The organism is Halomonas sp. DN3, assembly GCF_024137905.1.
Classification (GTDB): Bacteria; Pseudomonadota; Gammaproteobacteria; order Pseudomonadales; family Halomonadaceae; genus Halomonas; species Halomonas litopenaei.
Map to the genome: position 1 here is coordinate 107,837 of NZ_CP099965.1, position 26,121 is coordinate 133,957.

General features: G+C 65.6%; 29 protein-coding genes and 1 pseudogene. 15 read left to right on the forward strand and 15 right to left on the reverse strand.

Features of this window, described 5'->3' with window-relative positions:
• Positions 1 to 86: 86 nt before the first annotated feature.
• Together NKF27_RS00470 and ribA are read right to left on the reverse strand one after the other, a co-directional pair.
• Positions 87 to 371 carry a hypothetical protein gene (locus NKF27_RS00470; RefSeq protein ID WP_045993899.1) on the reverse strand — a complete coding sequence of 95 codons (285 nt, stop codon included), beginning with the start codon at positions 369 to 371 and terminating at the stop codon, positions 87 to 89.
• Between the two features lie 84 nt (positions 372 to 455).
• The gene (ribA, locus tag NKF27_RS00475) at positions 456 to 1,091 is read right to left on the reverse strand and encodes a GTP cyclohydrolase II (RefSeq protein WP_045993900.1); all 636 of its coding nucleotides are present in this window, start codon (positions 1,089 to 1,091) and stop codon (positions 456 to 458) included.
• A 171-nt stretch (positions 1,092 to 1,262) separates the two neighbouring features.
• Here ribA and hemE point away from each other — a divergent pair, with 171 nt between their 5' ends.
• Both hemE and NKF27_RS00485 read left to right on the forward strand, forming a co-directional pair.
• The gene (hemE, locus tag NKF27_RS00480) at positions 1,263 to 2,339 is read left to right on the forward strand and encodes a uroporphyrinogen decarboxylase (protein WP_253556390.1); all 1,077 of its coding nucleotides are present in this window, start codon (positions 1,263 to 1,265) and stop codon (positions 2,337 to 2,339) included.
• 49 nt (positions 2,340 to 2,388) lie between these two features.
• Complete coding sequence (locus NKF27_RS00485) at positions 2,389 to 2,706, forward strand: VanZ family protein (RefSeq protein ID WP_253554884.1); 318 nt, start codon at positions 2,389 to 2,391, stop codon at positions 2,704 to 2,706.
• A gap of 165 nt (positions 2,707 to 2,871) precedes the next feature.
• On the opposite strand, the gene NKF27_RS00490 is transcribed toward NKF27_RS00485, so the two are convergent.
• Positions 2,872 to 3,390 carry a hypothetical protein gene (locus tag NKF27_RS00490; RefSeq protein WP_253554885.1) on the reverse strand — a complete coding sequence of 173 codons (519 nt, stop codon included), beginning with the start codon at positions 3,388 to 3,390 and terminating at the stop codon, positions 2,872 to 2,874.
• A gap of 290 nt (positions 3,391 to 3,680) precedes the next feature.
• Here NKF27_RS00490 and NKF27_RS00495 point away from each other — a divergent pair, with 290 nt between their 5' ends.
• Positions 3,681 to 4,112 (forward strand): host attachment protein, encoded by a 432-nt coding sequence (locus NKF27_RS00495; RefSeq protein WP_045993902.1) that lies wholly within the window; start codon positions 3,681 to 3,683, stop codon positions 4,110 to 4,112.
• Between the two features lie 58 nt (positions 4,113 to 4,170).
• Here the strand turns inward: NKF27_RS00495 and NKF27_RS00500 are convergent, their stop codons facing one another.
• Positions 4,171 to 5,097, reverse strand: coding sequence for a LysR family transcriptional regulator (locus tag NKF27_RS00500; RefSeq protein WP_045993903.1), 927 nt, complete (start codon positions 5,095 to 5,097; stop codon positions 4,171 to 4,173).
• Positions 5,098 to 5,284: 187 nt separating this feature from the next.
• Here NKF27_RS00500 and NKF27_RS00505 point away from each other — a divergent pair, with 187 nt between their 5' ends.
• Complete coding sequence (locus tag NKF27_RS00505) at positions 5,285 to 6,061, forward strand: ferredoxin--NADP reductase (protein ID WP_045993904.1); 777 nt, start codon at positions 5,285 to 5,287, stop codon at positions 6,059 to 6,061.
• A gap of 103 nt (positions 6,062 to 6,164) precedes the next feature.
• On the opposite strand, the gene NKF27_RS00510 is transcribed toward NKF27_RS00505, so the two are convergent.
• Positions 6,165 to 6,800, reverse strand: coding sequence for an SDR family oxidoreductase (locus tag NKF27_RS00510; protein WP_045993905.1), 636 nt, complete (start codon positions 6,798 to 6,800; stop codon positions 6,165 to 6,167).
• A gap of 155 nt (positions 6,801 to 6,955) precedes the next feature.
• On the opposite strand from NKF27_RS00510, the gene NKF27_RS00515 reads away from it, so the two are divergent.
• A complete protein-coding gene (locus NKF27_RS00515; protein ID WP_045993906.1) occupies positions 6,956 to 7,171 on the forward strand; it encodes a DUF3820 family protein in 216 nt (71 codons plus the stop codon).
• A 173-nt stretch (positions 7,172 to 7,344) separates the two neighbouring features.
• On the opposite strand, the gene glnK is transcribed toward NKF27_RS00515, so the two are convergent.
• The 3 genes from glnK to NKF27_RS00530 all read right to left on the reverse strand — a co-directional run bounded on the left by glnK (position 7,345) and on the right by NKF27_RS00530 (position 9,511).
• Positions 7,345 to 7,683: a P-II family nitrogen regulator gene (gene glnK, locus NKF27_RS00520; protein WP_045993907.1), complete on the reverse strand. Its 339-nt coding sequence runs from the start codon at positions 7,681 to 7,683 to the stop codon at positions 7,345 to 7,347.
• Between the two features lie 189 nt (positions 7,684 to 7,872).
• On the reverse strand, positions 7,873 to 9,123 hold the full coding sequence (locus NKF27_RS00525) for an ammonium transporter (RefSeq protein ID WP_253554886.1): 1,251 nt from the start codon (positions 9,121 to 9,123) through the stop codon (positions 7,873 to 7,875).
• Positions 9,124 to 9,172: 49 nt separating this feature from the next.
• Positions 9,173 to 9,511: a P-II family nitrogen regulator gene (locus tag NKF27_RS00530; protein ID WP_045993909.1), complete on the reverse strand. Its 339-nt coding sequence runs from the start codon at positions 9,509 to 9,511 to the stop codon at positions 9,173 to 9,175.
• Between the two features lie 409 nt (positions 9,512 to 9,920).
• Here NKF27_RS00530 and NKF27_RS00535 point away from each other — a divergent pair, with 409 nt between their 5' ends.
• Together NKF27_RS00535 and NKF27_RS00540 are read left to right on the forward strand one after the other, a co-directional pair.
• Positions 9,921 to 10,295 (forward strand): accessory factor UbiK family protein, encoded by a 375-nt coding sequence (locus NKF27_RS00535; protein WP_253554887.1) that lies wholly within the window; start codon positions 9,921 to 9,923, stop codon positions 10,293 to 10,295.
• A gap of 119 nt (positions 10,296 to 10,414) precedes the next feature.
• A complete protein-coding gene (locus NKF27_RS00540) occupies positions 10,415 to 11,920 on the forward strand; it encodes a YifB family Mg chelatase-like AAA ATPase (protein ID WP_253554888.1) in 1,506 nt (501 codons plus the stop codon).
• Positions 11,921 to 12,028: 108 nt separating this feature from the next.
• Here NKF27_RS00540 and NKF27_RS00545 read toward each other — a convergent pair whose 3' ends face one another.
• Entirely contained in the window at positions 12,029 to 12,565 is a 537-nt protein-coding gene (locus NKF27_RS00545; protein WP_240184265.1) for a hypothetical protein, read from the reverse strand.
• The gene (locus NKF27_RS00550; protein ID WP_108449478.1) at positions 12,550 to 13,572 is read right to left on the reverse strand and encodes an alpha/beta hydrolase; all 1,023 of its coding nucleotides are present in this window, start codon (positions 13,570 to 13,572) and stop codon (positions 12,550 to 12,552) included. Before NKF27_RS00550 ends, NKF27_RS00545 begins: the two co-directional genes overlap by 16 nt.
• Positions 13,573 to 14,045: 473 nt before the next feature.
• On the opposite strand from NKF27_RS00550, the gene NKF27_RS00555 reads away from it, so the two are divergent.
• Positions 14,046 to 16,232, forward strand: a complete 2,187-nt coding sequence (locus tag NKF27_RS00555; RefSeq protein WP_253554889.1) for a malate synthase G — start codon at positions 14,046 to 14,048, stop codon at positions 16,230 to 16,232.
• A gap of 200 nt (positions 16,233 to 16,432) precedes the next feature.
• Positions 16,433 to 16,846: a PaaI family thioesterase gene (locus NKF27_RS00560; protein ID WP_045993913.1), complete on the forward strand. Its 414-nt coding sequence runs from the start codon at positions 16,433 to 16,435 to the stop codon at positions 16,844 to 16,846.
• A 9-nt stretch (positions 16,847 to 16,855) separates the two neighbouring features.
• Here NKF27_RS00560 and NKF27_RS00565 read toward each other — a convergent pair whose 3' ends face one another.
• Complete coding sequence (locus NKF27_RS00565) at positions 16,856 to 17,248, reverse strand: DUF423 domain-containing protein (RefSeq protein WP_124805041.1); 393 nt, start codon at positions 17,246 to 17,248, stop codon at positions 16,856 to 16,858.
• Between the two features lie 106 nt (positions 17,249 to 17,354).
• Between NKF27_RS00565 and thiS the strand changes: the two genes are divergently transcribed.
• The 3 genes from thiS to trmB all read left to right on the forward strand — a co-directional run bounded on the left by thiS (position 17,355) and on the right by trmB (position 19,268).
• Complete coding sequence (gene thiS / locus NKF27_RS00570; protein ID WP_181248714.1) at positions 17,355 to 17,555, forward strand: sulfur carrier protein ThiS; 201 nt, start codon at positions 17,355 to 17,357, stop codon at positions 17,553 to 17,555.
• Positions 17,556 to 17,641: 86 nt separating this feature from the next.
• Positions 17,642 to 18,436 carry a thiazole synthase gene (locus NKF27_RS00575; RefSeq protein ID WP_045993915.1) on the forward strand — a complete coding sequence of 265 codons (795 nt, stop codon included), beginning with the start codon at positions 17,642 to 17,644 and terminating at the stop codon, positions 18,434 to 18,436.
• An 85-nt stretch (positions 18,437 to 18,521) separates the two neighbouring features.
• Entirely contained in the window at positions 18,522 to 19,268 is a 747-nt protein-coding gene (gene trmB / locus NKF27_RS00580) for a tRNA (guanosine(46)-N7)-methyltransferase TrmB (protein ID WP_045993958.1), read from the forward strand.
• 58 nt (positions 19,269 to 19,326) lie between these two features.
• Here trmB and NKF27_RS00585 read toward each other — a convergent pair.
• Positions 19,327 to 20,274, reverse strand: a pseudogene (locus NKF27_RS00585) (DMT family transporter); the annotation flags it as partial.
• 168 nt (positions 20,275 to 20,442) lie between these two features.
• Between NKF27_RS00585 and NKF27_RS00590 the strand changes: the two are divergent.
• Positions 20,443 to 21,372, forward strand: coding sequence for a LysR substrate-binding domain-containing protein (locus NKF27_RS00590; RefSeq protein ID WP_045993916.1), 930 nt, complete (start codon positions 20,443 to 20,445; stop codon positions 21,370 to 21,372).
• 667 nt (positions 21,373 to 22,039) lie between these two features.
• On the opposite strand, the gene NKF27_RS00595 is transcribed toward NKF27_RS00590, so the two are convergent.
• Entirely contained in the window at positions 22,040 to 22,951 is a 912-nt protein-coding gene (locus NKF27_RS00595) for an AEC family transporter (RefSeq protein ID WP_253554890.1), read from the reverse strand.
• Positions 22,952 to 23,108: 157 nt separating this feature from the next.
• On the opposite strand from NKF27_RS00595, the gene NKF27_RS00600 reads away from it, so the two are divergent.
• Together NKF27_RS00600 and NKF27_RS00605 are read left to right on the forward strand one after the other, a co-directional pair.
• A complete protein-coding gene (locus NKF27_RS00600; RefSeq protein ID WP_253554891.1) occupies positions 23,109 to 23,630 on the forward strand; it encodes a hypothetical protein in 522 nt (173 codons plus the stop codon).
• Positions 23,627 to 24,253, forward strand: a complete 627-nt coding sequence (locus NKF27_RS00605; protein ID WP_253554893.1) for an SCO family protein — start codon at positions 23,627 to 23,629, stop codon at positions 24,251 to 24,253. The genes NKF27_RS00600 and NKF27_RS00605 overlap by 4 nt, the downstream gene beginning before the upstream one ends.
• Here the strand turns inward: NKF27_RS00605 and NKF27_RS00610 are convergent.
• Both NKF27_RS00610 and NKF27_RS00615 read right to left on the reverse strand, forming a co-directional pair.
• Positions 24,183 to 25,292: an alpha/beta hydrolase gene (locus NKF27_RS00610; protein ID WP_253554896.1), complete on the reverse strand. Its 1,110-nt coding sequence runs from the start codon at positions 25,290 to 25,292 to the stop codon at positions 24,183 to 24,185. The genes NKF27_RS00605 and NKF27_RS00610 overlap by 71 nt on opposite strands.
• Before the next feature lie 4 nt (positions 25,293 to 25,296).
• Positions 25,297 to 26,013 carry an FKBP-type peptidyl-prolyl cis-trans isomerase gene (locus NKF27_RS00615; RefSeq protein ID WP_045993921.1) on the reverse strand — a complete coding sequence of 239 codons (717 nt, stop codon included), beginning with the start codon at positions 26,011 to 26,013 and terminating at the stop codon, positions 25,297 to 25,299.
• Positions 26,014 to 26,121: the final 108 nt, after the last annotated feature.

Genomic DNA, 26,121 nt, shown 5'->3' on the forward strand with positions numbered 1-26,121 from the left:
CGCTTTTATGGCTTCGATAATGCGGCTCTATTAAAACGGTCGTATGCCTGTAGCGGTGCAAAAACAAAGGCATTTTTTTCTTGCTGTTACTTGGTGGCGGCGCGACCGAGGTCGAGATTGAGCATGAAGTCGGTCATTTCCACATGGCGAGACTGCAGCCGCAGGCGAGCCTTGCGCAGGGCTTCGGTGCTGTCGCTGGCGATGTGGGCATTGATCACTTCATGGCCCTGCTGGGGCATGGCGTCGCGCATGGACAGGGGTTGGCTGTTCAGCGCGCGGGCCAGGTCGGTGGCACGGGCGTCGGCCTGGGCCGTCAGCGGAAGTGTGGTCACGGCGGCAATGGCGGCAATCGAAAGCAGCTTGAGTTTCATGTCGGCACCTCGAAGGTCAAGATCAATGGAGCGTAATGTTGCGTTTGATCTTGAGTCGAGGGTGGGCCGGATTCCTTACGCGGCCTATGATTTTTTTTCGATATCCACGTCGTCAGCCTGGGTAAAGTCACCCAGCGCCATCATGTGACCGAGCTTGCCTGCCTTGGTGGACAGGTAGTGCTCGTTGTGGGGATTGAGCCCGGTGGTCAGGGCGACGCGTTCCACCACCTGAACGCCGGCCTGGGTCAGGGCGTCGACCTTGCGCGGGTTGTTGGTCATCAGCTTGAGCCCCTCGACACCCAGGTGTTCGAGCATCGGCACGCACAGGTCATAGCGGCGCAGGTCGGCGGCGAAGCCCAGGCGTTCGTTGGCCTCGACGGTGTCGGCCCCCTGGTCCTGCAGGTGGTAGGCGCGAATCTTGTTGAGCAGGCCGATGCCGCGGCCTTCCTGACGCAGGTAGAGGATGACACCGCGGCCTTCACTGGCGATACGCTTGAGCGCTTCCTGAAGCTGATAGCCGCAGTCGCAGCGCATCGAGAACAGGGCGTCGCCGGTCAGGCATTCAGAGTGCACCCGTCCCAGCACAGGAGCGCCATCGTCGATCTCCCCCAGGGTCAGGGCGATATGATCCTTGCCCGTGGCCTCGTCTTCGAAGCCGTGCATGGTGAAGGTCGCCCAGGGGGTGGGCAGGCGAGAGGCGGCGATAAAGCGAATCGTCACGGGGTACCTCGGAGTCGAAACAACGGCAGCGCCGTCAAGGGGGCGCCCAGTTTATCAGGAAGTCGTGCAAGGCTCACGACACCTTGCCGACGACACAGGGTCGCAGGAGGCCACGCGTTCGGGAGTCATTGCGGTACAATGAGTCGCACATTTTCCCTGGATGACGCCTGCATGGAACTGAAGAACGATCGATTTCTGCGCGCTCTCGCGCGTCAACCGGTGGATCGCACTCCGGTCTGGATGATGCGCCAGGCCGGTCGCTACCTGCCGGAGTACAAGGAAGTGCGCGCCCAGGCGGGAAGCTTCATGGACCTGTGTCGTGATACCGCCCGCGCCTGTGAGGTCACCCTGCAGCCGCTGGAACGCTATCCGCTGGACGCCGCCATCCTGTTCTCCGATATTCTGACCATCCCCGATGCCATGGGGCTGGGCTTGTACTTCGAGACCGGCGAGGGTCCCAAGTTCCGCAAGCCGGTACGCAGCGCAGAAGACGTGGCCGCGCTGACGGCGCCCGACGCCGAACGCGACCTCGACTACGTGATGCGCGCGGTCTCGACCATCCGTCGCGAACTCAACGGTCGGGTGCCGCTGATCGGTTTCTCCGGCAGTCCCTGGACCCTGGCGACCTATATGGTCGAAGGCGCCTCCAGCAAGGACTTTCGCCACGTCAAGGGCATGCTCTACTCAAGCCCTGACGTGATGCATCAGCTGCTCGATACCCTGGCCACGGCGGTGACCGACTACCTCAATGCGCAGATCCGAGCGGGCGCACAGGCGGTACAGATCTTCGATACCTGGGGAGGGACGCTGTCGACGCCGGCCTATCGCGAGTTCTCGCTGCGCTACATGGAACAGATCGTGGCGGGGCTGATTCGCGAGCAGGACGGACGCCGGGTACCGGTGATCCTGTTCACCAAGAACGGCGGGCAGTGGCTCGAGGATCTGGCCGACACCGGCGCCGACGCCCTGGGGCTGGACTGGACCACTGAGCTGTCCAGCGCGCGCAGCCGGGTGGGCCGCAAGGTGGCACTGCAGGGCAACATGGACCCCAATGTGCTGTTCGCCAACCCTTCGGCGATTCGTGCCGAGGTCGGCCGTATCCTCGACAGCTACGGCCACGGCCCGGGCCACATCTTCAATCTCGGCCACGGCATCAGCCAGTTTACCAACCCCGACAACGTCACCGCCTTCATGGAGGCGCTGCACGAGCTGAGCCCGGCCTACCATGCCCAGATCGCCTCAGGCTGAAGTCTCGGGCAGGCGGGCAGCCTTCGCGCGGTGGTGGTGGGCGTTGGCCGTGGCCGCCGCCCTGGTCATCGCCTGGGGTAGCCTGATGCCCGCCAGCGAATTGCCTGAAGATCTGCCCTGGGACAAGGCCAACCACCTGATCGCCTACGCTGGTCTGGCAACACTGCTGGCGTTGGCGAGCGGGCGCAGCGGGCTGTCCATGTCACTGGCGGTGGCCTACGGCGTCGCCATCGAGTTCGCCCAGATCCCGGTACCCGGGCGTCTTGGCGGCGATGTCTGGGACATCGTCGCCAATACCCTGGGTGCAGGGCTCGGTGTCGGGTCGGTCTGGCTGTGGTGCCGATGGCGGCAGCGCGCTCGCCGCTGAAGCTCTGTCCTGAAAAAGCTCTGTGCTGGAAGTCGGCTGACTTTCGGCTAGCTCCCTTGAGCCTCAATGACGCCTGGGAAACGCCCTGAAAGCGTCCAGGCGCACAATGTCGGCCATGCGGGGACACCGAGCCGCGGCGTCATCCCGGTCAAAGCGTCGACCGCGTCAGAGACTTGGCTCCTGGCGACTCGGCTTCTGGACCCTTTGTGATTCGGGCTCGCCGGTAGAAGAACGGTTCAGGTCGAGGCCGGGCTCGCGATGTCCGCGTTTGCTCAGCGGTTCGGCCTTGCGCGTCACCCGAGCATCGCCGACCACCGTGTCGTCGTCCTCCAGCGGCCGGGCCTGGGAGGTCCAGGCCTTGTCGTCATCATGCACCGCCGGACGACGATCGTAGGAGCGGGTGACCACCGCGCCGGGGGCGAAGCCGGGCCGTTGACTGCCCAGGTGATGGGGCAGCAACCACAGCTCGGCCAGCAGGCGTAGTGCGACCATGGTCAGCAGGGTGAGGCCGGCGCCCAGCGCCAGGGGAGGCCAGCTCTCACTCCAGGTGGTCATGGCGACCCAGGGGGTGCGGGGGATCAGCCACCACAGACCGGCGGCGAGAACGCCGAGCTGTGCAATGAAATGACAGCTCAGCAGGGTGCGCCGGGCCAGTGGGGCGCGGGGAAAGAAGAACTGGCGCATGGTTGAGGTCCTCCAGCAGGGGAACTCGCAGGGCGCCAGGATGGGCGGCCCGCGAGTATCAGCGGTGCGGCGCAGGCAAAGGCGATAACCGGACAGGGCCGCAGGCCGCCGGGGCGTGTAACAGATGCCTGCATGCTACCCCAAAGGAGGCAGGGCTCGTCAGTGTCCGTGGAGGGCGACGCCGGTGTCGCCAATAACCACCAGTTGACGCTGCCGGGGTCCGTTGCCATGGTGACTTTGTACCGGTCATTGTGCCGGGAAGTCTGAACACAGGGAGGCGAGGACCGACCATGACGACGACTTATATCGTGGTAGCCGATGCGTCGCGTGCGCGAATCTTCACTCGGACAGGACGCAAGCTGAATGAAGTCGAGAGCCTGGTGCACGCCGAAGGGCGGCTCCACGAAGGCGATCTGGTGACCGACAAGGGCGGTGACGTACATGAATCCAGTGCTACCGCCTCGCGTCAGGCTGGCGGCGAGGAGGTGGCGACCCAGCACCATGAAGTCATCTTTGCCCGAGAGGTAGCCGATCGACTGTATCGTGCCCGTGTCGACAACAGCATGGAAAAGCTGATCATGGTGGCGCCGCCGCGCTTTCTTGGCCACCTGCGCGACAAGCTCGATGCTCCCACCGCCAAACTGGTCATCCACTCCCTCTCCAAGGATCTGACCAAGGCCGACTGCGACAAGATCACCGACGCCGTCGACGATCTGCGCTGATCTGTGCCGCCCGCCGTCCGCGGCGGGCTCTCTCCTGCATAGCGCTAGTCGTTGCCGTTCAGGGCACCTGCGGCAGATCGATCTCGTCGCTGCGCTGGATCCCCTCCGTCATCTGCCGGCACTGGCGTAGAAATTCGCGCATGCCTGCGGTGAGGTACTTGTGACGGTGCCAGATAAAGGTGAACTGCCGACTCAGGTCCAGTTCCGGCGTGGGCAGTGGGGTCAGGCTGCCACGCCGAAAGGCGTCGCGCAGCGCCAGGCGTGAGACACAGCCGATTCCCAGCCCCGACTCCACCGCACGCTTGATGCCCTCGGTATGCTCCAGTTCGAGCAGGATATTGAAGCGACCACGTCGATGGCGGGCTGCCTGTTCGAGGGTCAGGCGCGTGCCTGAGCCCTCCTCTCGCATGATCCAGTCTTCACGCAGCAGGCGGTCGAGCTCCACCGGCCCGCGGTTGGCCAGCGGGTGACGGGGCGAACAGAACACCACCAGGTCGTCTTCGACCCAGGGCTGGGTGATGACCTCGTCCTCCTCGCACTGCCCCTCGATCAGCCCCAGGTCGAGCTGGTGATGGCGAACCGCATCGATGATAGAGCGAGTGTTGCGGACCTGCAGCCGTACCCGGCTGCCGGGGTGGCGCTGCATGAAGTCGCTGATCAACAGCGTCGCCAGATAGTTGCCGATGGTCAGGGTGGCGCCGACATCCAGATTGCCGATGCCCTGCTGGCCTCTGAGCAGTTCTTCCACTTCTTCGGCCCGATCGAGCAGGGCGACCGCCTTGGGCAGCAGCTGGAAGCCCAGTGCATTGAGCTTGAGGCGCTTGCCGATGCGATCGAGCAGTTGGCAGTCGAACTGGCGCTCGAGTTCGGACAGCGCGGTACTGGCCGCCGACTGCGACAGGGCCAGGGCGCGCGCCGCCTTGGACACGCTCTCGTGCTGGGCGACCGCAACAAAGACTTCCAGCTGTCGAAGGGTGTAGCGCATGGCACGGGCTCTCCGGCGCGATAGGGGTAAAGACGTCGGCGATGGGCATCTATATCAATGAATTGGATAAGCGTTATCCATACAATCCATTTAACAGATAATATGGCCGGTCTTAGAATTATCCGCAAGACTTGATATCGGGCTTTATTCACTTCAGGAATAAGCCCACGCATTTTAAGGAGTTGGCATGAGCAAGTTTGCCCTGGAAGAAGTGCTGAGCGTTCATCACTGGAACGACTCCCTGTTCACCTTCCGCACGACCCGTGAGCGTAGCCTGCGTTTCAAGAACGGCCAGTTTGTGATGATCGGTCTCGAGGTCAACGGCAAGCCGCTGATGCGTGCCTACTCAGTGGCCAGTCCCAACTACGAGGACCACCTCGAGTTCTTCAGCATCAAGGTACCCGATGGTCCCCTGACCTCTCGCCTGCAGCACCTGCAAGTAGGCGATCAGATCATGGTCAGCCGCAAGCCTACCGGTACCCTGGTATGTGACGACCTGCTGCCTGGGCGCAATCTCTACATGCTGTCCACCGGCACCGGTCTGGCGCCCTTCCTCAGCCTGATCCAGGACCCCGAGGTTTACGAGCGCTTCGAAAAGGTAGTGCTGGTGCACGGCGTGCGCCACGTCAACGAGCTGGCCTACGCCGACTTCATCACCAAGGAGTTGCCGGCGCACGAGTACCTGGGCGAGGAGATCAGCGAGAAGCTGGTCTACTACCCCACCGTGACCCGTGAAGACTTCCACACCATGGGCCGCCTGACCGATCACATCCGCACCGGCAAGCTGACCGACGACAAGGGGCTTCCGCCCATCGATCCCAAGCAGGACCGGGCCATGATCTGCGGCAGCCCGGCCATGCTCGACGACACCAGCGCACTGCTCGACGAGCTCGGCTTCAATATTTCTCCGCGCATGGGCGAGCCCGGCGACTACGTCATCGAGCGTGCCTTCGTGGAGAAGTAAGACCCCACGACAGGACGCCGCAAACGACGACGCCGATGGCCACTTGCCATCGGCGTCGTCGTTGCTGCTGGCGGATTGAATCGCCTGGCCGGTGTGGCGGTGGTCAGTCGCCGAGAGCCTCGGCGATCTCGCGTTCGCCGTCCAGGAGTACCGTCTCGTGATTACGGATCTTTCGTTGCCCCAATAGATAGACCAGGGCCTGGGCCACGTTGGCTCGGGATATCTGGTTGTTGCCCCCGGTCTCGTCCAGCGACGTGGCTACGCGGCCGGTGGCGTCGTCGTCGGTGAGCCGGCCTGGCTTGACGATGACGTGGTCCACCTTGCTGCTGCGCAGGTAGGCATCGGCAGCGAACTTGGCGGCCATGTAGGGCCTGAGCTTCTCCGGCGCCTGCAGCGGCTGCTCGGCGCGCATGGCGCTGACCATCAGCATGCGATCCAGCCCCTGGCGGCTGGCCTCGTCCGCCACCCGCGTAGCGGCGTAGAGGTCGATCAACAGTGTCTTGTCGGGCCCGGTGTTCGGGCCGGAGCCGGCGGTGAACAGCACCTGATCGCAACCTTCGAAGGCGGAGGCGAAGTCGTCCTCCAGGTCGGCGACGACCGTCTCGATACCTTGTTGCTCGAACCAGTCGCGTTGCTCGGCGCTACGGATCATGGCGCGAATCGGATGTCCCTGGCGGTGGGCGATGGCGCAGACCTGGCGGCCGATCTGGCCGTTGGCACCTATCACGAGTGTGGTCATGTCGGCCTCCTTGTCGATACCTGGAAATAACCATGGCGTCGATGGGGAAGACTTTCAACGGGGAGACTTTCAATGGGGAGGCGAATCGATGGCGACGCCGCCCGCAGGCCAGTACCCTGTGCGTCTTTCCCTCACCCACCCGCTCAGGAGCAGCGATGAATCCTCAGGACCTGGAACGCCTGGTTACCTTGCCGATGCCTTTCGGCAAGCATCAAGGTACCTTGATCGCCGATCTGCCCGGGCCTTACCTGGCGTGGTTTGCCCGGGTCGGGTTTCCCCCCGGAGAGATCGGACGCCTGCTGGCGCTGATGCACGAGATCGACCACAACGGCCTGAGCGACCTGCTGGAGCCGTTGCGACGCCGCGGCTGAGCGGCGCCACCTGGCGGGGAGAACCGGTCGCCGTCGTCAGACCGCACCCTTGTCGGTCTAGCTTAAACCGCGTCCTTGTCGGTCGAGGTCAGACAGCATCCTTGTCGGTCTCGCCGGTACGGATACGAATGACTTGCTCGAGGGGGGTGGCTGAAGACAGCTGCCATCGTCGGTCAGACAGCGTCCTTGTCGGTCTCGCCGGTACGGATACGAATAACTTGTTCAAGGGGAGTGACGAAGATCTTGCCATCACCGATCTTGCCGGTGTTGGCGACCTGGACGATGGCTTCGATGACCTGCTCGGTCATACCGTCGTCGACCGCCACCTCAAGCTTCACCTTGGGCAGAAAGTCGACCACGTACTCGGCTCCCCGGTACAGCTCGGTGTGGCCCTTCTGACGGCCAAAGCCCTTCACTTCAGTGACGGTGATGCCCTGAACACCGATCTCGGAGAGCGACTCGCGGACGTCGTCGAGCTTGAATGGCTTGATAATCGCGGTCACCAGTTTCATGGCGGGTTCCTCATCCTGTCCGTGTGGGGGCGGCGTCGGTCGTGCCTGGCGCCAACCCGTTGGCGGCGCGCCGTTGCGCCTGTCCTGACTAGTGTGACAAAGCATACCCCTGGCGAACAGCAATAAAAAAGGCCCCCGAAGGGGCCAGGAGGAGCACGCCAGCTCACTGGTGTCGCGGTAAGCTCTAGCTTACTTCTTGACGACGTTAAACTCGGGGTAGGCTTCAAGACCGCATTCGGCCAGGTCGACGCCTTCGTATTCTTCTTCTTCGCTGACACGCACACCCATGATTGCCTTGATGATCAGCCACACGACCAGGCTAGCGATGAAGACCCAGGCGAAGATGCCGATGATGCCGAGCATCTGGGCGCCGAAGGTGGCGTCGGCGTTGTTCAGCGGGACCGCCAGGACACCCCAGATACCGGCCACACCGTGGGCGGAGATGGCACCGACCGGATCGTCCAGGCGCAGCTTGTCGAGGACCACGATGGCGACCACCACCAGGACACCGCCGACTGCACCGATCAGGGTGGCGCCGAGGGCCGTGGAGGACAGCGGGTCGGCGGTGATGGAGACCAGGCCAGCGATGGCGCCGTTCAGGGCCATGGTCAGGTCAGCCTTGCGAAACCAGATCTTGGCCAGGATCAGCGCGGCGATGACACCCCCGGCGGCGGCAGCGTTGGTGTTCACCAGCACCTGGGCCATGTTGTTGGCGGAAGACACGTCGGAGAGCTTGAGCTCGGAGCCGCCATTGAAGCCGAACCAGCCCAGCCACAGGACGAAGGTACCCAGGGTCGCCAGCGGCATGTTGGCACCGGGGATGGCGTAGATGGCGCCGTTCTTGCCGTACTTGCCCTTGCGCGGACCGAGCACCAGCACACCGGCCAGGGCTGCAGCGGCACCCGCCATGTGGACAATGCCGGAACCTGCGTAGTCGGAGAAGCCTGCTTCGGACAACCAGCCGCCGCCCCAGGTCCAGTAGCCGGAGACCGGATAGATCACGGCGGTCATGACCACGGCGAAGGCCAGGAAGGCCCACAGCTTCATGCGCTCGGCGACAGCGCCGGAGACGATCGACATGGCGGTGGCCACGAACACGACCTGGAAGAAGAAGTCGGCGCGGGCCGAGTAGTAGGGTGCGTCTTCACCACCTGCCAGCACCGCATCGACGCTGTTTTCCGCGCCGATCAAGAAGCCGAGGTTGGGGATGAAGCCGCCGGCGTCGGAGGAGTACATCAGGGCGTAGCCCACCAGCAGATACATGGTGCAGGCGACCGCGAACAGCACGATGTTCTTGGTCAGAATCTCGGCGGTGTTCTTGGCCCGGACCAGGCCGGCCTCGAGCATGGCAAAACCGGCGGCCATCCACATGACCAGGGCGCCGCAGATAAGGAAGTAGAAGGTGTCCAGCGCGTAGCTGAGTTCACTGATATCGACCATGGAAGTGTCTCGCTATATTTTTATCGGAAGTCGGGTCAGGGGACGGGGATCAGACCGCGTCGGAGCCGCGCTCGCCGGTGCGAATGCGGATGACGTCTTCCAGCGGCGTGACGAACACCTTGCCGTCACCGATCTTGCCGCTGTTGGCCGCGTTGCAGATGGCTTCCAGCACGCTGTCCAGTCGGGCCTCGTCGATCGCAACCTCGACCTTCACCTTGGGCAGAAAGTCGACGACATACTCGGCGCCGCGGTATAGCTCGGTGTGGCCCTTCTGGCGGCCGAAGCCCTTGACCTCGGTCACGGTGATGCCCTGGACGCCGTTGTCGGCCAGCGCCTCGCGGACGTCGTCCAGCTTGAAGGGCTTGATGATGGCGGTGATCAGTTTCATGGCATGGCTCCCTACGTGCATAAGGTGGCGGCTTGTTTCCGCTCGGTGCATGGATATCTATGCATAGCGATATACGTGCCATAAATTTGGCAAAAGCTTTGTTTACAATGGCTTGTGGTTGTTTTGGAAGGCGAGAGACGAAAAACACCCGCGAGTTTGCGGCACTGCATCAAAGTTAATGCACTGTTTTGGTGCTGGCGCGTATTAGTGGTGCGTCATTGGCGAGCATGTTGTGCTGGGTGGAGCAATGGGTCGCGTGCTGAGCCGCGTGCCGGGTAGCCTGTTGGTATCAGGGAGTCGCCAATGCGCCGGGCGCCAATGGGCAAGGGCCACGAAGCATGCGTTGGGCGCCCGGCTTGCGTATCCTGTCGGCAACGGAGTTCCCATCGACGTTTCAAGGAGAGCCATCATGGTCAGTCAGGATCGCATCAGCCGTTTGGCACAGCAGATCGGCGAGCGCTTGCAGGGCGCCTCCCAGGCCCCGGAAGACATCCAGAAGGGGGTCCAGCAGGTGGTGCGTGGCGCCTTCGATCGTCTCGAACTGGTGTCACGCGAGGATTTCGACATCCTCATGGACGTGTTGCAGCGCACCCGCTCCCGGGTCGAGGCGCTGGAAAAGCAGGTAGCGGCGCTGGAGAGCCTGGTCGAGGAACGTGCAGCGCCCGCTGGCGAAACGACCGCGGCGCCAGCCGTGGCCGAGGAAGCTGCCGAGGTGCCGGTGCCGCCGGAACAGGGCAAGCAGGACGAGGCATCGAGCGGTTCAGCCGACAAGCCCTCCGCCTGAGGCTTCGGACGCAGAACGTCACAAGATATGCCGGCCCGCCCTGGCGGGGGGCCGGCATGCGGCGCCGGTGAGGTCGGCGTGCTCTACTGGTCATGAGCCTTCCGTCAGGCAGGGAGCCCATGACGCTTGCCATCATTGCCACCCGTGCGGGACTGGGGCTGGACGCCCCCGAGGTGCAGGTCGAGGTACACCTGGCCAACGGCCTGCCGGGCATGACCCTGGTCGGCCTGCCCGAGACCGCAGTGCGCGAAAGCCGCGAACGGGTGCGCAGCGCCCTCGCCACCTGCGGCCTCGACTACCCGTTACGCCGTATTACCCTGAATCTTGCTCCCGCCGATCTGCCCAAGGAGGGTGGACGCTTCGATTTGCCCATCGCGCTGGGTCTGCTGGTGGCTTCCGGTCAGTTGCCCGCCGCCGCACTGGAGGGTGTCGAGTGCGCCGGCGAACTGGCCCTCGATGGTCGGTTGCGGCCAGTAACCGGCATGCTGCCCTTCGCCATGGCCACCCGTCAGGCCGGGCGGCGCCTGATTCTGCCCGAGGCCAACGCCGATGAGGCGGCCTTGGTCAACGGCCTGGAGGTGCTGCCGGCGGCACACCTGCTCGACGTCGTCGCCCACCTGGTCGGGCGCATTCCCCTCGCTGCTCACCTACCCGCCGCACCGCCGCAAGACGGGCCTGCGGCGCTGGATCTGTGCGATGTGCGTGGCCAGTATCAGGCCCGGCGAGCGCTGGAGGTGGCGGCGGCGGGTGGGCACAACCTGCTGTTTGCCGGGCCGCCCGGCACCGGCAAGACGTTGCTGGCCAGCCGACTGCCCGGGCTCTTGCCACCGCTTGGCGATGACGAGGCGCTGGAGGTAGCGGCGATTCGCTCGGTGTGCGCGCTTCCCCTGTCCGATGGCTTTGGCCGTCGTCCGTTTCGCTCGCCCCACCACACCGCCAGCGCGGTCTCGCTGGTCGGTGGCGGCTCGCGTCCGCGGCCCGGCGAGATCTCGCTGGCCCATCGCGGCGTGCTGTTTCTCGACGAGTTGCCGGAGTTCAGTCGCCAGGTGCTGGAGGTATTGCGCGAGCCGCTGGAAAGCGGCGAGATCCATATCGCCAGGGCCAGCCACGAGCGGCGATTTCCTGCTCGTTTTCAACTCGTTGCAGCAATGAATCCTTGCCCCTGCGGCCATCTGGGTGATCCGCGTCAGGACTGTGTATGCACCGCGTCCCAGATCCAGCGCTATCAGGCGCGCCTGTCCGGCCCCCTGCTAGATCGCATCGACCTGCAGGTGGAGGTGCCGGCGCTGCCGGTGGAACAGTTGACGTCGCATCAGCCGGGGGAAAGCACCGAGATGGTGCGCCGACGCGTGATGGCGGCGCGTCAGCGTCAGCAGCAGAGGGGGACGCTCAACGCCCAGCTCGCCGGCGCAGCGCTGGAGCGCGCCTGCGCCCTGGATGTGGCCGAGCGCACCTGGCTGGCGCAGTCGCTTGAGCGCCTGCGGCTGTCCGCCCGGGCCTACCACCGGGTGCTGCGGGTGGCGCTGACCCTGGCCGACCTGGCCGGGCGCGAACGTCCGTGCCGTGATGACCTGATCGAGGCCATCGGCTATCGCCAGCTGGATCGGCTGTTGCGCAAGGGCTGACGGGCGCCGCACGGTCGTTCCATGCACCCGTTATCGCCAGGCATGGCCCCTGCCCGGGTCCAGGCCTTGCCCGAGAAGTCGACGAGCGCAGGCACTTTTCAGCAAGCCCTAGAGCGCGTCGGCGTCGAAGGCGCCGCTGATGACCGTGGACCACAGCGCGGCGCCGTCGCCGGGGCGGCGCAGGCGGAGTTCGAAGCGGTAGGGCAGAAGCTCCCGGTCAGACAGCGTCAGGCGTGGGCCATCGGCGATCAGTCGGCTATCGACCAGCCATTGATTGGTATCGGCGGCGGGGGTATCACCGGGCTGCCAGTCCAGCACCTGGGGGCCGTCGTCGATCGCCAGCAGGCCACGGGTCAGGCTCTCCTGGACACGGCCGACGCCGAGCTCCAGCCTTTCGTCGACCTTGGGCGGGGACAGCAGCAGCACCTGATCGGCCAGGGTTTCCCCTGCCAGGGCCGGCGCCTCGGCGACCCGCTCGGCCGCCTGTTGGCCAAGGCCCAGCAGCGCCTGGCGCAGCGTCTCGGGGCGCTCGGGGGCGCTGGCACAGCCGGCCAGCCAGACCAGCAGCACCAGCGCCAGCCAGGGCAGCAAGGAGGCGTGGCTGCCAGCGCGGTGTACCGTCTGTCGGGTCAAGCGTCTGGGCATTGAGATGACATCCTTTTCGGTAGAGGCCCTTCACTGAGCTGTTGTTCCAGAAATTGGCGCACTTCGGCGAAAAGGTCCAGGCGGATGGCCTCGGCCTCGTTGACCAGATGGTGGCGGGCTTGCGGGTGACAGCAGATGTGCGCGCCGGGAAACTTCTTGCCGAGTACCGCCAGATTCCAGGGCCCGTCCACCGTCAGGTCCTTCTCGCCTTGCAGGATCAGGGTCGGTAGCTGGCACGGGGGCAGCTGCATCAGGCGGGGCATCCAGCGGCGCATGGCGCTGACCCAGCCGGTGGGCAGGCGCACGGGCTGGAGCGGGTCCTGTTCACGCAGAAAGGTGGCGAAGTCGTCATCATTGGTGTTCGCCCGAAACTTGCGCGGCACGCTGGAGACAAAGGGGCTGACCAGGCGATGGACCCAGGCTGCTCGGGTCCAGCCCCAAGGTCTGACCAGGGGCGCCAGCAGCACCAGCGCCGACCAGTGGCCGTCATCGCCCCGGCTCAGGGCATCGGTGGCCAGGATGGCGCCGCCGGTGCTCTGGCCGACGCCGACCCAAGGTCCCTGGGCCAGGCCGGCTTCGCTCAGGTGCTGCTGAAGCGTACGCAGGCAGTCGCCGTAGTCGGCAAAGTCGTCGATGTCGGCACGATCCCCACTGGACAGCCCGTGTCCCGGCAGATCCCACAGCACCACCGTGAGCTCGAGTTCCAGCAGCAGCTCGAGCAGGTGGCGGTACAGGCCCAGGTGGTCGTAGTAGCCGTGAACCACCACCGCGGTGCCCCGCGGGTGGGGCGGGCGCCATACCTGAGTCCACAGGCGGAAGCGTGGCGTCTCGATATTACCCGCGTGCAGCGTTACCCCTTCGGTGAGCAGGACATCGAGCCGATAGTGCGCCAGATAGCGTTCAAGGGTCGTTGCCATGGCCGGGGCGGCTGTCGCCACCAAGCCTTCGCCTTGTCTTGCCACCGGGGTCAGCCGTTCGATGGTCTCAAGGGGCGTGTAGTCGGTCATAGCGTCCTCCGCTGGGAAGGGGCGGTGGCGTGCGTTGCTCGGCACTCGGTTGTGCTGGGACGGCCAGATGGCGTGGAGGGTAGCGTCATCACCCTGCGCCTGATTGCACCCTGACCGATCGTTGGCCACCTGCTTCTTCTGACACCGTCCGGAGGCCGTCGTTGCTCACCTGTGCCATGGAGGTATGGCCTTCGGCGTCAGATGAGGGAGTCGCCAGCACACGTCAACACCTTCCTGTCTGGGCTTCCTTGCCTGTTCCATGCTAGCGACCCAGCGAGTTCGGCACCACTGTTTCCCAATCGACAAGGCCCTCGACAGCTAATCATTTGGTCTAGCCTTGAGCGGTAGAGCGGGGTTTTCGGTTTACAAATGGAATGATTTTCCACAAAATCATTCTGGAGCAGTCACCTTTTCCCCTGTCCGGCTGGAAGGTGCCAGGGGGGCACCCAAGGCCCAACGAGGAGCTAGACCCAATGACGCAACGCATTTCTCGCCATCGCCTGCAGGTGGCCGCCGAGCTGGACCAGTTCATCACCGAACAGGCGCTGCCTGGCACGGGGATCGATGCCGATGCCTTCTGGAAGGGCGTCGATGCCATCTTCCACGACCTGACGCCGACCAACCAGGCCCTGCTGGCCGAGCGCGACGCGCTGCAGCAGAAACTCTCGGCCTGGCACAGTGAGCACCCGGGGCCGGTCAATGACATGGCCGCTTACCAGGCCTTCCTCAAGGAAATCGGCTATCTGGTCGATCCGCCGGCCAAGGTCGAGGTGACCACCGAAAACGTGGACCGCGAGATCGCTTCCCAGGCGGGTCCCCAGCTGGTGGTGCCGGTGAACAACGCACGCTACTCGCTGAACGCCGCCAACGCGCGTTGGGGTAGCCTCTACGACGCGCTGTATGGCACCGACGTGATCAGCGAAGAGGATGGCTGCGAGAAGGGCTCGAGCTTCAACCCCAAGCGCGGCGAGAAGGTCGTGGCCTACGCCCGCAATGTGCTGGACCAGGCGGCACCGCTGGCGACCGGCTCCCACCGTGACGCGGTCAAGTACTTCCTGCGCGATGGCCACCTGGTGGTGTCTCTGGACGGCGGCCGCGAGACCGGCCTGAAGGAGCCGGGCAAGCTGGTGGGCTACCAGGGCGACGCCTCCGCGCCGAGTGCCGTGCTGCTGTCCCACCATGGCCTGCATCTGGAAATCCAGGTCGATGACAGCCACCCCATCGGCAAGACCGACCCGGCCCACGTCAAGGACGTGGTGGTGGAAGCCGCGCTGACCTCCATCATGGACTGCGAAGACTCCGTGGCGGCGGTGGATGCCGAGGACAAGGTGGGCGTCTACGCCAGCTGGCTGGGCCTGATGAAGGGTGACCTCACCGCCGAGGTGGCCAAGGGCGGCAGTTCCTTCACCCGTCGCCTGAATCCGGATCGCGACTACGTCACGCCGGATGGTTCCGAGCTGACCCTGCCGGGACGCTCGCTGCTGTTCGTGCGCAACGTGGGTCACCTGATGACCAACCCGGCAGTGCTCGACGCCGACGGCAACGAAATGCCCGAGGGCATTCTCGACGCCATCATGACGTCGCTGATCGCCCTGCATGACCTCAACAAGGGTGACGATCAGCCGCGCAACTCGCGCACCGGCTCCGTCTATATCGTCAAGCCGAAGATGCACGGTCCCAAGGAAGTAGCCTTCGCCAACACCCTGTTCGGGCGTGTCGAAGACCTGCTGGGCATGGCCCGCAATACCCTCAAGATGGGCATCATGGACGAGGAGCGCCGCACCTCGGTCAACCTCAAGGCCTGCATCAACGAGGCCACCAGCCGGGTGGTGTTCATCAACACCGGCTTCCTCGATCGCACCGGTGACGAGATGCACACCGCCATGGAGGCGGGCCCCATGCTGCGCAAGGGCGACATGAAGGGCGCCGACTGGATTCAGGCCTACGAGCGCAGCAACGTGCTGGTCGGACTGGCCTGTGGCCTGCGCGGACGCGCCCAGATCGGCAAGGGCATGTGGGCCATGCCGGACCTGATGGCGGCGATGATCGAGCAGAAGATCGGCCATCCCAAGTCGGGCGCCAACACCGCCTGGGTGCCGTCTCCCACCGCTGCAGCGCTGCATGCCCTGCACTACCACCAGGTCGACGTGGCCCAGGTCCAGCGCGAACTCGAGGAGCTGGACGAAAGCGAGCAGCGCGATGATCTGCTCAAGGCGCTGCTGACCGTGCCGGTGGTCGCCTCCGCCGACTGGAGCGACGACGAGATCCAGCAGGAGCTCGACAACAACTGTCAGGGCATCCTCGGCTACGTGGTGCGCTGGGTCGAGCAGGGCGTCGGCGCCTCCAAGGTGCCTGACATCCACAACGTGGGCCTGATGGAAGACCGCGCTACCCTGCGGATCTCCAGCCAGCACATCGCCAACTGGCTGTACCACGGCGTAGTCGACGCGGCGCGTGTGGAAGAGACGCTCAAGCGCATGGCCAAGGTGGTGGACGGTCAGAACGAAGGCGACCCGGCCTACACCCCGATGAGCCCTGACTTCGACAAGTCCACCGCCTTCCAGGCGGCCAGCGACCTGATCTTCAAGGGGCGTGAGCAGCCGGCCGGCTACACCGAACCGCTGCTGCACCACTGGCGTCAGGTCCACAAGGCGAAGTAACACACTCGGGACGCCACCGAGTACGCCAAGCAAACGCCGCGATCCAGGCGGCGTTTCCCTGGACACACCCCCGGGCCTCCCCGGGGGTGTGTCGTTGTGTCGAGGGGAAAGCGCACAGCAGCGAGGGCGTTGAGGCGTCGTATCCGGGCTTGAGTTATGGTGAAGCTATCACGAGCCGGATTGCCTTCAGGGAGAGAACCATGACCGTGATGACCGCCGCCGCCATCGAGGATTTTCTGGACGACGTCTTTCCCCAGCGCATGGGCACCATCGAAGCCGTCTCGGAGATGCGGGCCACCATGAGCCTGGCCATCGAGGATGAACACTTGCGGCCCGGCGCCAGCGTCTCCGGCCCGACCATGATGGGACTGGCGGACGTCTGCCTGTACGTGGCCATCCTGGCCCAGATCGGGCCGGAGCCCATGGCGGTCACCAGCAACCTCAACTGCCACTTTCTACGGCGCGCCCGGGGTGATCGCGATCTGATCGCCAACGCCCGCTTGATCAAGCTGGGACGCCGCCTGGCGGTGGGTGAGGTGGAGCTGTTCTCTGACGGAGACGAGGCGCCGGTGGCGCACGTGACGGCGACCTACGTACTGCCCGATAACGACTGAGAGGCTATCTCACACGCGGGCTCGCCATAGTCCCCAGGCCAGCGCCAGCCAGCCAAGCAGCAACAGCACGCCGCCGAGCGGTGTGATCAGCCCCAGCGGCCCGAGCCCGACGCCGTAGAGCCCGGCCAGGGCCATGGCGTACAGCGAACCCGAGAACAGCAGGATACCTGCCGACCACAGCCTCAGTGCCGTCAGCTGGGCGGCCAGCGGCTGCTGGGCCCGCCAGGCCAGCAGCGCCAGGCCTGCCAGGGTGTGCCAGGCCTGGTAGCGCACCCCGGTGGTAAAGGCGGCGGTCAGACGCTCAGGCAGGCGTCCGTCGAGGCCATGGGCGGCGAAGGCGCCGAGCGCCACCACCAGGGCGCCGGACAGGGCGAGGGTGATCCACCAGTGACGATCCGGCATCGAGGCTCCTTGACGACGAGAGAGAGGAATCTGCCCTCAACCGTACCCCGCGGCGGCCCGAGCCGCTACAATGTTGCCCCCGCGACATCTTGATAATGAGGTGGCCATGCAGATTCAGCTAAATGGTGAGCCCCACGCCCTCGACCGCGAGCAGACCGTGGCGGAGTTGATCGACGCCCTGGGTCTGGGCGGGCGCCGCATCGCCGTCGAGCTCAACGAGGACATCCTGCCGCGCAGCCAGCACGGCGAGACCCGCCTGGCGGATGGCGATCGCATCGAGATCGTCCATGCCATCGGCGGCGGCTGAGGCGAACCACCCGCCAGCAGATACCGACGACTTTAGAGGTGCCGCTCGAAGGCGGCCTGGTTCCGTTTCGTGAGAAGGACTTGAGCATGACCGACATCTTTCAGGACAGCCCGCTGCGGGTCGCCGACCACGCCTTTTCCTCGCGTCTCTTGGTGGGCACCGGCAAGTACAAGGACTTCGACGAGACCGGCGAGGCGATCGCCGCCAGTGGCGCCGATGTCGTGACCTTCGCGGTGCGTCGCACCAACCTGGGTCAGGAGGCCGGTGAGCCCAACCTGCTCGACGTGGTGCCGCCGGAGCGCTATACCCTGCTGCCCAATACCGCCGGTTGCTACAACGCCAAGGATGCCGTGCGCACCTGTCGGCTGGCGCGGGAACTGCTCGATGGCCACAAGCTGGTCAAGCTCGAGGTGCTGGGGGACGACAACACCCTCTATCCCAATGTGGTGGAGACCCTCAAGGCCGCCGAGACGCTGGTCGCCGATGGCTTCGACGTGATGGTCTACACCAGTGATGACCCCATCGTCGCCAGGGAACTCGAGGCCATCGGCTGCTGCGCGGTGATGCCGCTGGGCTCGCTGATCGGCTCCGGCCACGGCATCCAGAATCCGCACAATGTGCGCCTGATCATCGAGCAGGCCAAGGTCCCGGTGCTGATCGATGCCGGGATCGGCACCGCCTCCGAGGCAGCCCTGGCCATGGAGCTCGGTTGTGACGGCGTGCTGATGAACTCCGCCATCGCCCACGCGCGCCAGCCGGTGCTGATGGCCGAGGCCATGAAGCATGCCGTGCAGGCGGGACGCCAGGCGTTTCTCGCCGGTCGCATGCCGCGTCGCGGCGCCGAGGCGTCATCGCCGTTCGCCGGCCGCATCAACGCCTGAAGCCCGCAGGAGCGGCAAGGCCCAGCCTGCCGCTCCTGCTCAGCTTCCTCGCCCTGACACTTTCACCACGCCCCCAGACATCATCATGACCGACCAAGATCGCCCCGACGAGGGCAAGACCACCGGCCCGGAAGGACCGGACGCACCGCTGCATCGCCGTGGTATCAAGAGCTATGTGCTGCGGGCCGGGCGCATGACCCAGGCGCAGACCCGTGGGCTCGAGGAAGTCTGGCCGCGGCTGGGACTGACCCTCGCCCAGGGGCGCCAGGACCTCGATGCGCTGTTCGGCCGCCAGGCGCCCAGGGTGGTCGAGATCGGCTTCGGCATGGGAGCCTCGCTGATCGAGCAGGCCGAGACCCACCCGGACACCGACTTCATCGGGATCGAGGTACACGCCCCGGGCGTCGGCAAGTTGCTCGACGAAGCCGACAAGCGTGGGCTGACCAACCTGCGGGTCTACCGCGAGGATGCCCTGGCGGTGCTGGAGCAGTGCCTGCCCGAGGGCAGCCTGACCACCCTGCAGCTGTTCTTCCCCGACCCCTGGCCAAAGAAGAAGCATCACAAGCGGCGCATCGTCCAGCCGGCGTTCGTCGAGCTGGTGCGGACTCGCCTGGCCAGCGGTGGAACCCTGCACATGGCCACCGACTGGGAAGCCTACGCCGAATGGATGGCCGAGGTGATGGAGGCAGCCCCGGGCTACCTCAATACCGCGACCCCGGAGACGGCGCCCTATGTGCCGCGTCCCGACTTTCGTCCGCTGACCAAGTTCGAGGCGCGGGGCGAACGGCTCGGTCACGGTGTCTGGGACCTGATCTTCCGCCGCGTCGACTGACGCCGGCATCGGCGGCGCGGCCCTGGCCGCGTCGCCCGGCCGCCAGCGCCCACAGGGCGCCACCCAGAGACAGCACCAGTCCCGCCAGGCCCAGCCCATCCGGGCGCTCGCCGAACAGCGAAAGCGTCATCAACAGCGTCACCGCCGGGGTCAGCGCGATCAGCGCCGAGGTCGGGGTCACCCCGAAGCGCCCCAGACACGCCACGAAGAAGCCGTAGCCACCGAAGGTGGCCAGCACCACCAGCCAGCCAATGGTCAGCCAGGCGTCCAGCGTCGCCGGAGGCAGCGCCGGCAGGCCTGGTTCGAGCATCACCGCCGCCAGCATGAACACCAGCGTTGCCGCGCTCAGCTGCAGCGCCAGGCGGGTGATCAGTGACAGCGGCACCACACCGCCATTCTCCTCGCCGGGCCTGGCGGTCGCCGGCGGCGTCAGGATGCTGCCGATCGATACCGCGGCGACCGCGACCAGCGGCAGCAGGTAGGCCCACCAGGGGGCGCCGCCGACGCTGCGCATGTCGCCAGCGATCATCGCCATGGCGCCGAGCGTCGCTACCCCCATGCCCCACCATTGTGCGCTGTCGCTGCGCTCCTTGAGCAGGTGCCGTGCCAGTAGCGCCGCCGCCAGCGGCTGCAGCGCGCCGATCAGCGCCGCCACCGAGGCGCTCACACCTTCGGCCACCGCCACCAGCATCGTCAGCAGGTAGACGCCCACCGTCAGACCACCGGTGAGCAACTCGTGGCCTGCCTGGCGCCAGCTCGGGCGATGCCCCGGATGGCCCAGACGACAGACCACCAGCATCCAGGCCAGCAGGGTTGCCAGGGCAAAGCGCCAGGCATAGAGCCCCATCACCGGCAAGTCCAGGTCCACCGCCATGCGACTGCCGACGAAACCGCTGCTCCAGCAGACCACGAAGCCCGTGGCGACCATCAGGGCACCCGAGTGCTTGCCCAGCTGCCGGGGAAGCTGGTGGAGCAGGGGGATCAGGCGGGGTAGCAGCGTCTGCATGGGGCCTCCTTGAGCACGGGTGGATGACGGCAGCGCTGGATAGAGGAAGCGCTGGATGAGCAGTCTGCCGTGGTGCTAGCCTTTCGAGTAGCGAAACGTTTTTCACGCTGACTTCAATAATATTGAAGTCTTCGGGTAGGGTGGTCTGGCGCCATAGGGGGAGCAACGATGACCGAGAACACGGGCGCGGCGCTGGATCTGGAGGCGCTGCGCAGCTTTGTGACGGTGGCCCAGCAGGGCAGTCTGGCGGCGGCGGCGGAGTTGCGACACCGAACCGTCAGTGCCTTGAGCATGCAGATCAAGCGCCTCGAGCAGCGTCTCGATGCGCGCCTGCTGATCCGTGGGCCGCGCGGAGTGTCGCCGTCGCCGGCCGGCGAGGCCTTGCTGCAGGAGGCGCGTGAGCTGCTGCGCCAGCACGACGGCCTGGTGGCGCGACTGACCGGACAGGGACTCAGCGGGCGGGTGCGCTTCGGCATGCCGGAGGGCTACGCCCCGCATCTGGTCGAGCAGGTGCTGCCTGACTTTCTGGCCAGCCACCCCAATGTGCTGCTCGAGGCGGTCACGGCGCCCAGCGGAGAGCTGGCCCGGCGCCTGGAGCGCGGTGAGCTGTCGCTGGCGGTGGCGCTGGACCGTCCGCATCAGCTGACCAATGGCGAAACGCTGTGGCAGACCTCGCCGGTGTGGGCGGCGTCCCGTGAGTTTCGCGTCGCCGACGAGGCGCCGTTACCGCTGGCGCTCCATCCGCTGGACTGCCCATTCCGCTCGCTCGGGGTCGAGGCCCTGGAGAGTCAGGGGCGCGACTGGTACGCGGTCTTCACCAGTACCAGCATCCATGCGGTGGAAAAGGCCGTGGAAGTCGGCCTGGCCGTGAGCATCCTCGATCGCCAGCGGCTGACGCCGCGCATGCGCGTGCTGGATGAGGCCGAGGGCCTGCCCCACCTGGGTACCAGTGACGCCTGCCTGTACTTCAGTCGGCGCATCGCCGCAGCCTCTTGGCCGGCGGTGGAAGCCCTGGCGGGGCTCTTGCGCCAGCGTCTGAGCGGTGCAGGCCCCTGGGCTGCGAATAGCCGCGAGGCCAGGCCGCTGGCACTGGGGTGAGATGAACGAGAGCGGTGAGACGCAGGGAGCGGTGCGACGAACAGGAGCCAAGGCCCTGGGGCGAGGTTGACCAGAAGCGTCGATGGCCAGAAAAAAGAAAACCGCTCCCGGGGGAGCGGTGAAAGGACCGTGACTAGCAATGAGGAGGAGAAACCAGATAGCGACTGGCAATGTCTGGTATCTGGCGCCGGCGACTCATCAACGCCGACAACCTCAGCGTAAATCATTCTCATTTTCTTCGTCAAGCGTAACGAGAATATTTTTTATTAAGGCGATGTTTCCGCTCACCCTCGCTAACTTTCTGCCAAGGGGGACGCATGCGAGGGGCGGCGCCAAGACAGCAGGCGAAACCGGGCAGAGGCTCGGGATGGCGGAATCAAGCGGTGGCAGGACGTCTTGAGCAACGAGGCGAAGGAGCGCTGGCCACGGGACCGAACCAAGCGGCCATGAAAAAGCCGCTTCCAGAGGGAAGCGGCGCAAGGACCGTGACTAGCAATGAGGAGGAGAAACCAGATAGCGACTGGCAATGTCTGGTATCTGGCGCCGGCGACTCATCAACGCCGACAATCTCAGCGTAAATCATTCTCATTTGTTTCGTCAACACAAACGAGAATATTTTTTAATAAAGCCGGGGGCTGGTCTCGCCTGGCCTGGTCTCGACTTGCCCTCAGGTCAGCTGCATCCACAGCGGCAGGCTGATCATCGCCGCCAGGGTCTGGGCGGTGATCAGTCCGGCCATCAGCTCAGCGTCCCCCCCCAGCTGGCGTGCCAGAATATAGGCGGAGGTGGCGGTGGGCAGGGCGGCGTACAGCAGCGCCACATCCTGGCTGACAGGGTCGAGGCCCAGCAGCCACGCCAGCACCAGCACCAGCGCCGGCATCAGCACCAGCTTGACCAGGCTCGAGACCCACAGGCCAAGATCGCGCCTCAGCAGGGCCTGGGGTCGCAGTGCCACCCCTACGGCCACCAGCCCCAGCGGCAGCGCCGCTCGTCCCAGCAGCTCCAGGGTTCCCGCCGACCAGCCCGGCAGGCCGATACCCGAGAGATTGAGCCCGATACCGATCAGGCAGGCGAGGATCAGCGGGTTCTGGGCCAGGGCGAGCAGTGAGCGCCATAGACCCGAGCGGCCGAGGGTGCCCGCGGCGATAAAGGTCAGCACGCACAGCACATTGACCGTGGGAATCATCAGCGCCAGGGCCACCGCTGCCACCGTGGCGCCCTGGGGGCCATGCAGCGCAGCGGCACCGGCGACGCCGACATAGGTGTTGAAGCGCACCGCGCCCTGGAAGACCGAGGTAAAGGCGGCGGCGTCGAGCTTCAGGCGGGGCTTGAGCCACCACAGCAGAGCGGAGAGCACCAGCATGGTGCCCAGCAGCACCAGGGCGAGCCTGGCCACCGGTACCTGGCTGATGTCCGCCCTGGCCAGGGTCGCCACCAGCATGGCGGGAAACAGCAGAAAGTAGATCAGGCGCTCCATGCGCGCCCAGAAGTCCCCGCCTGGGATGCGTCCGACACCCAGCACGGCGCCAAGCAGGATAAGCAGAAAAAGCGGGCCCAGGGCCGCAGTGATGGAGGCCATGTACGTTCCTTGTCCGGGCGAGGCCGGTGGCAGAATAGTGCGCCGTCGAGCGTGAGTAAGCGCGCGTTGACGGCTGCGACATTGTCGCGCAGGGGGCGTCGGAGTTTTGCTGATAAGCTTACCCTACGCCCATTCCCTTTGGAGGCAGCCCTCCGACATGCATTCGCGCCAGTCCCCAGCCTCGCGCGGCGCCCGTCGTCCTCGGCTTCGCCTGCTGATCACGGTGACCGTGGTCACCTTGCTGATCGCCCTATGGTACCTGCTGCGCTACGAGCTTGGCGATCACCAGGAGACGACCTGGTATCCGGCCGCGCCCGGCTGCGATCTGCACCAGGGGCCCTGCAGCGTCGGCCTCGAGGAGGATGAGCGGTTGACCCTGGCGATCCCGGTGGAGGGCGACATTCGCCCGCTGGAGTCGTTGCCCCTCGAAGTGCGCATCGACGGCGTGGAAGCACAGAACGTACGGGTGGTGTTCGAAGGGGTCGGCATGGACATGGGCGAGCATCGCTTCCATCTCGACGCCGTGCAAGGCGGCGAACCGGGCCGATTTCAGGGGATGGGACAGCTCGGCATCTGCACCCGTGAGCGCATGACCTGGCGTGCCCGGGTCAGCTTCGATGCGCCGCGTGGGCGTCTCGGAAGTACCTTCGATCTGGACGTGGAGCGAAGCCTGCCATGACCCGACGGCAACGACAGCAGCAACGACGACACGGCTTCGATCGACGGACCCTGGGGCTGGTCCTGGCGGCGGTGGTGATGCTGGCGGCGGCCCTGTTGTGGACCTTCAAGCCCTGGCAGCCCGCCGAGCAGGACGGGCTGGTCGCTGGTGAGATACGCCTGGCGTCGACCGTGGGCGACTTTGCGCTGAGCGATCTCGATGATGACCAGCTGGCGGTGATCTTCTTCGGCTACACCTGGTGTCCCGACGTCTGCCCCATGAGCCTGGCGGTGGTGCGCCAGGCGCGCCAGGCACTGCCCGAAGAGCAGCGTCGGCGGGTGGTGCCGTTGATGATTTCGGTGGACCCCGAGCGTGACACCCTGGAGCGGTTGTCGGAGTACCTTGAGGCCTTTGGCGACGACTTCATCGGCGCCACCGGTAGCCAGGCCGAGCTTGCCGATATCGGCGAGCGCTACGGCGTCGTCTGGCGCAAGGTCGAGACGCCGGAATCCGCCGTGGAGTATCTGGTGGATCACTCGGCCTCGCTCTATCTGGTGGACGCCAGCGGCGAAATCATCGAACGGGTATTGCACGCGCCGACCCCGGGGCCGCTTTCGGCGGCGCTGGATCGGGTGTTGAACTAACTTCCTGCAGCCTGTCGACCATTTGCATCAGGGCGCTGACCTGACGACCGTCCCGGCTGTCATGCAAAGGATCACGCTGCCAGGTACTCTCGCTGAACCCCCACCAGTCCCAGCATCCCTTGGGATTGGCCAGGCTGGCCTCGGCCTGGGGGTAGAGCACCACCAGGTCGTTGCTCTCGGCGTAACGGTTCAGGCCGCTTGCCCGGGTGAATGGCGTCGCTGCGCCTTCATCGTCGTCCACGCCCATCTGGCAGCCATGCAGCGCCACCACCAGTGCGCAGTCGCCGCTCTCGCACTGCTTCGGCAGATAGACAAAGCCGGTGTCGGCGAGTCCCTTGGCGTCGAACTCGCTCTGGTCGAAGGCCAGCAGGCGCTGGTCGTCGGCCTCGCCGGCAGGCGCCAGATCGTCCCACCACCAGACCAGCGCCTCGCCGGCCAGGTCCAGGCCGCAGTCGAGCAGGAAGGGCGCACCGCCCTCTTCGCAGTCGGCCAGGTCCGCCTCGCCAGCGGCGTCCAGCGCCGGCCAGCCGTGCCCCGCGCCGTCCTGAAACACCGCCTTCAGTTGCTCATCGTCGGCGAGCCAGTCACGCCATTGTCGAGCGGCGGCGTGTCCGACGTCGGGATCGATGGTGCCATCGTCCTCACCGTGCCAGAGATACACCTTGAGGTCGTCGAGCGATTCAGCGCTACCCGCGCGATCGAGCTCGCGGTAGTCCGCAAGGCGGCTGTCGATCGCCGCCAGGTCGGGGTCGCCAAGGCGAGTGAACATGCACTGACCCAGCGCCACTCCCAGCTCGCCCCGGGCACAGCCCCAGGGGCCGGCGGCGACCAGCCCGAGCGCATCGAAGCGCTCGGGCCAGGCCACCGCCAGCTGCGCGGCCATGTAGCCGCCGGACGAGACGCCGATGGTGGCCAGACGGTCCTTCGAGAGACCCAGCGCGGGCAGGGCGTCGGGGGAGTCGGCCGTGGCCTGAGGTGCCAGCACGAAAAACGCCAGCCCCGCGAGGAGGCTGGCGTTGGCACGACTAAGGTGAGTCATCGACTCAGCCTTCGTCGCTGGGGTTCACGTCAAGCAGCTCGACCTTGAAGATCAGGGTCTCGTTGGGGCCGATGGGGCCCTGGCCACGCGCGCCGTAGCCCAGCTCCGGCGGAATCACGACTTCCCAGGTGTCGCCCACGTTCATCATCTTCAGGGCTTCCTGCCAGCCCTCGATGACCTGGCCCACCTGGAAGGATACCGGCTCGCCGCGCTCGTAGGAGCTGTCGAACACGGTGCCATCGATCAGCTTGCCTTCGTAGTTGACCTGCACGGTGTCGCCGGCCTCGGGGGAGGCGCCGTCACCTTCCTCGAGCTCCTTGTACTGCAGCCCGGAGTCGGTAGTGGTAACGCCGTCCTTGTCGGCGTTCTCGGCCATGTAGGCCTCGCCTTCCTGCTTGTTGGCGTCCGCCTGCTGGGCCATCTCTTCGGCACGTTGCTGCTGTTCTTCAGCACGCTTGGCCATGGCCTCTTCCTGGAACTTGGTCAGGGCGGCGGCGATCTCCTCGTCGGTCATGTCGAGGCCGTCGTCGGCGAACACGTCCTTGATCGCCTCGCTGAAGGCATCCGTGTCGAGGTCTTCCACGTCTTGCTTGATGCTCTGGCCCAGGGTCACACCCAGGCTGTAGCTAAGCTTTTCCTGGTCGCTCTCGGGGGCGGAAAAGGCCATGGGAGCGGCGCCCAGCAGGGCGATCAGGGAGGCGGAAGTCAGCAGTGTCTTCATGGAAATCCTTGGCTGGCGCGTTGGCCGTAGTGTGAATGTCGTTGTTGTGACTGTAACAGGGGCAAAAGGGTTCCGCACCCGCCGCGCGTTACCCCCTACGAGGCAGGC

Excerpts from the sequence above, each read along its gene's own strand:
- NKF27_RS00470 (WP_045993899.1), bottom strand. The coding sequence starts at position 371 with ATGAAACTCAAGCTGCTTTCGATTGCCGCCATTGCCGCCGTGACCACA.
- hemE (WP_253556390.1), top strand. The coding sequence starts at position 1,263 with ATGGAACTGAAGAACGATCGATTTCTGCGCGCTCTCGCGCGTCAACCG.
- NKF27_RS00490 (WP_253554885.1), bottom strand. The coding sequence starts at position 3,390 with ATGCGCCAGTTCTTCTTTCCCCGCGCCCCACTGGCCCGGCGCACCCTG.
- NKF27_RS00495 (WP_045993902.1), top strand. The coding sequence starts at position 3,681 with ATGACGACGACTTATATCGTGGTAGCCGATGCGTCGCGTGCGCGAATC.
- NKF27_RS00500 (WP_045993903.1), bottom strand. The coding sequence starts at position 5,097 with ATGCGCTACACCCTTCGACAGCTGGAAGTCTTTGTTGCGGTCGCCCAG.
- NKF27_RS00505 (WP_045993904.1), top strand. The coding sequence starts at position 5,285 with ATGAGCAAGTTTGCCCTGGAAGAAGTGCTGAGCGTTCATCACTGGAAC.
- NKF27_RS00510 (WP_045993905.1), bottom strand. The coding sequence starts at position 6,800 with ATGACCACACTCGTGATAGGTGCCAACGGCCAGATCGGCCGCCAGGTC.
- NKF27_RS00515 (WP_045993906.1), top strand. The coding sequence starts at position 6,956 with ATGAATCCTCAGGACCTGGAACGCCTGGTTACCTTGCCGATGCCTTTC.
- glnK (WP_045993907.1), bottom strand. The coding sequence starts at position 7,683 with ATGAAACTGGTGACCGCGATTATCAAGCCATTCAAGCTCGACGACGTC.
- NKF27_RS00525 (WP_253554886.1), bottom strand. The coding sequence starts at position 9,123 with ATGGTCGATATCAGTGAACTCAGCTACGCGCTGGACACCTTCTACTTC.
- NKF27_RS00530 (WP_045993909.1), bottom strand. The coding sequence starts at position 9,511 with ATGAAACTGATCACCGCCATCATCAAGCCCTTCAAGCTGGACGACGTC.
- NKF27_RS00535 (WP_253554887.1), top strand. The coding sequence starts at position 9,921 with ATGGTCAGTCAGGATCGCATCAGCCGTTTGGCACAGCAGATCGGCGAG.
- NKF27_RS00540 (WP_253554888.1), top strand. The coding sequence starts at position 10,415 with ATGACGCTTGCCATCATTGCCACCCGTGCGGGACTGGGGCTGGACGCC.
- NKF27_RS00545 (WP_240184265.1), bottom strand. The coding sequence starts at position 12,565 with ATGCCCAGACGCTTGACCCGACAGACGGTACACCGCGCTGGCAGCCAC.
- NKF27_RS00550 (WP_108449478.1), bottom strand. The coding sequence starts at position 13,572 with ATGACCGACTACACGCCCCTTGAGACCATCGAACGGCTGACCCCGGTG.
- NKF27_RS00555 (WP_253554889.1), top strand. The coding sequence starts at position 14,046 with ATGACGCAACGCATTTCTCGCCATCGCCTGCAGGTGGCCGCCGAGCTG.
- NKF27_RS00560 (WP_045993913.1), top strand. The coding sequence starts at position 16,433 with ATGACCGTGATGACCGCCGCCGCCATCGAGGATTTTCTGGACGACGTC.
- NKF27_RS00565 (WP_124805041.1), bottom strand. The coding sequence starts at position 17,248 with ATGCCGGATCGTCACTGGTGGATCACCCTCGCCCTGTCCGGCGCCCTG.
- thiS (WP_181248714.1), top strand. The coding sequence starts at position 17,355 with ATGCAGATTCAGCTAAATGGTGAGCCCCACGCCCTCGACCGCGAGCAG.
- NKF27_RS00575 (WP_045993915.1), top strand. The coding sequence starts at position 17,642 with ATGACCGACATCTTTCAGGACAGCCCGCTGCGGGTCGCCGACCACGCC.
- trmB (WP_045993958.1), top strand. The coding sequence starts at position 18,522 with ATGACCGACCAAGATCGCCCCGACGAGGGCAAGACCACCGGCCCGGAA.
- NKF27_RS00590 (WP_045993916.1), top strand. The coding sequence starts at position 20,443 with ATGACCGAGAACACGGGCGCGGCGCTGGATCTGGAGGCGCTGCGCAGC.
- NKF27_RS00595 (WP_253554890.1), bottom strand. The coding sequence starts at position 22,951 with ATGGCCTCCATCACTGCGGCCCTGGGCCCGCTTTTTCTGCTTATCCTG.
- NKF27_RS00600 (WP_253554891.1), top strand. The coding sequence starts at position 23,109 with ATGCATTCGCGCCAGTCCCCAGCCTCGCGCGGCGCCCGTCGTCCTCGG.
- NKF27_RS00605 (WP_253554893.1), top strand. The coding sequence starts at position 23,627 with ATGACCCGACGGCAACGACAGCAGCAACGACGACACGGCTTCGATCGA.
- NKF27_RS00610 (WP_253554896.1), bottom strand. The coding sequence starts at position 25,292 with ATGACTCACCTTAGTCGTGCCAACGCCAGCCTCCTCGCGGGGCTGGCG.
- NKF27_RS00615 (WP_045993921.1), bottom strand. The coding sequence starts at position 26,013 with ATGAAGACACTGCTGACTTCCGCCTCCCTGATCGCCCTGCTGGGCGCC.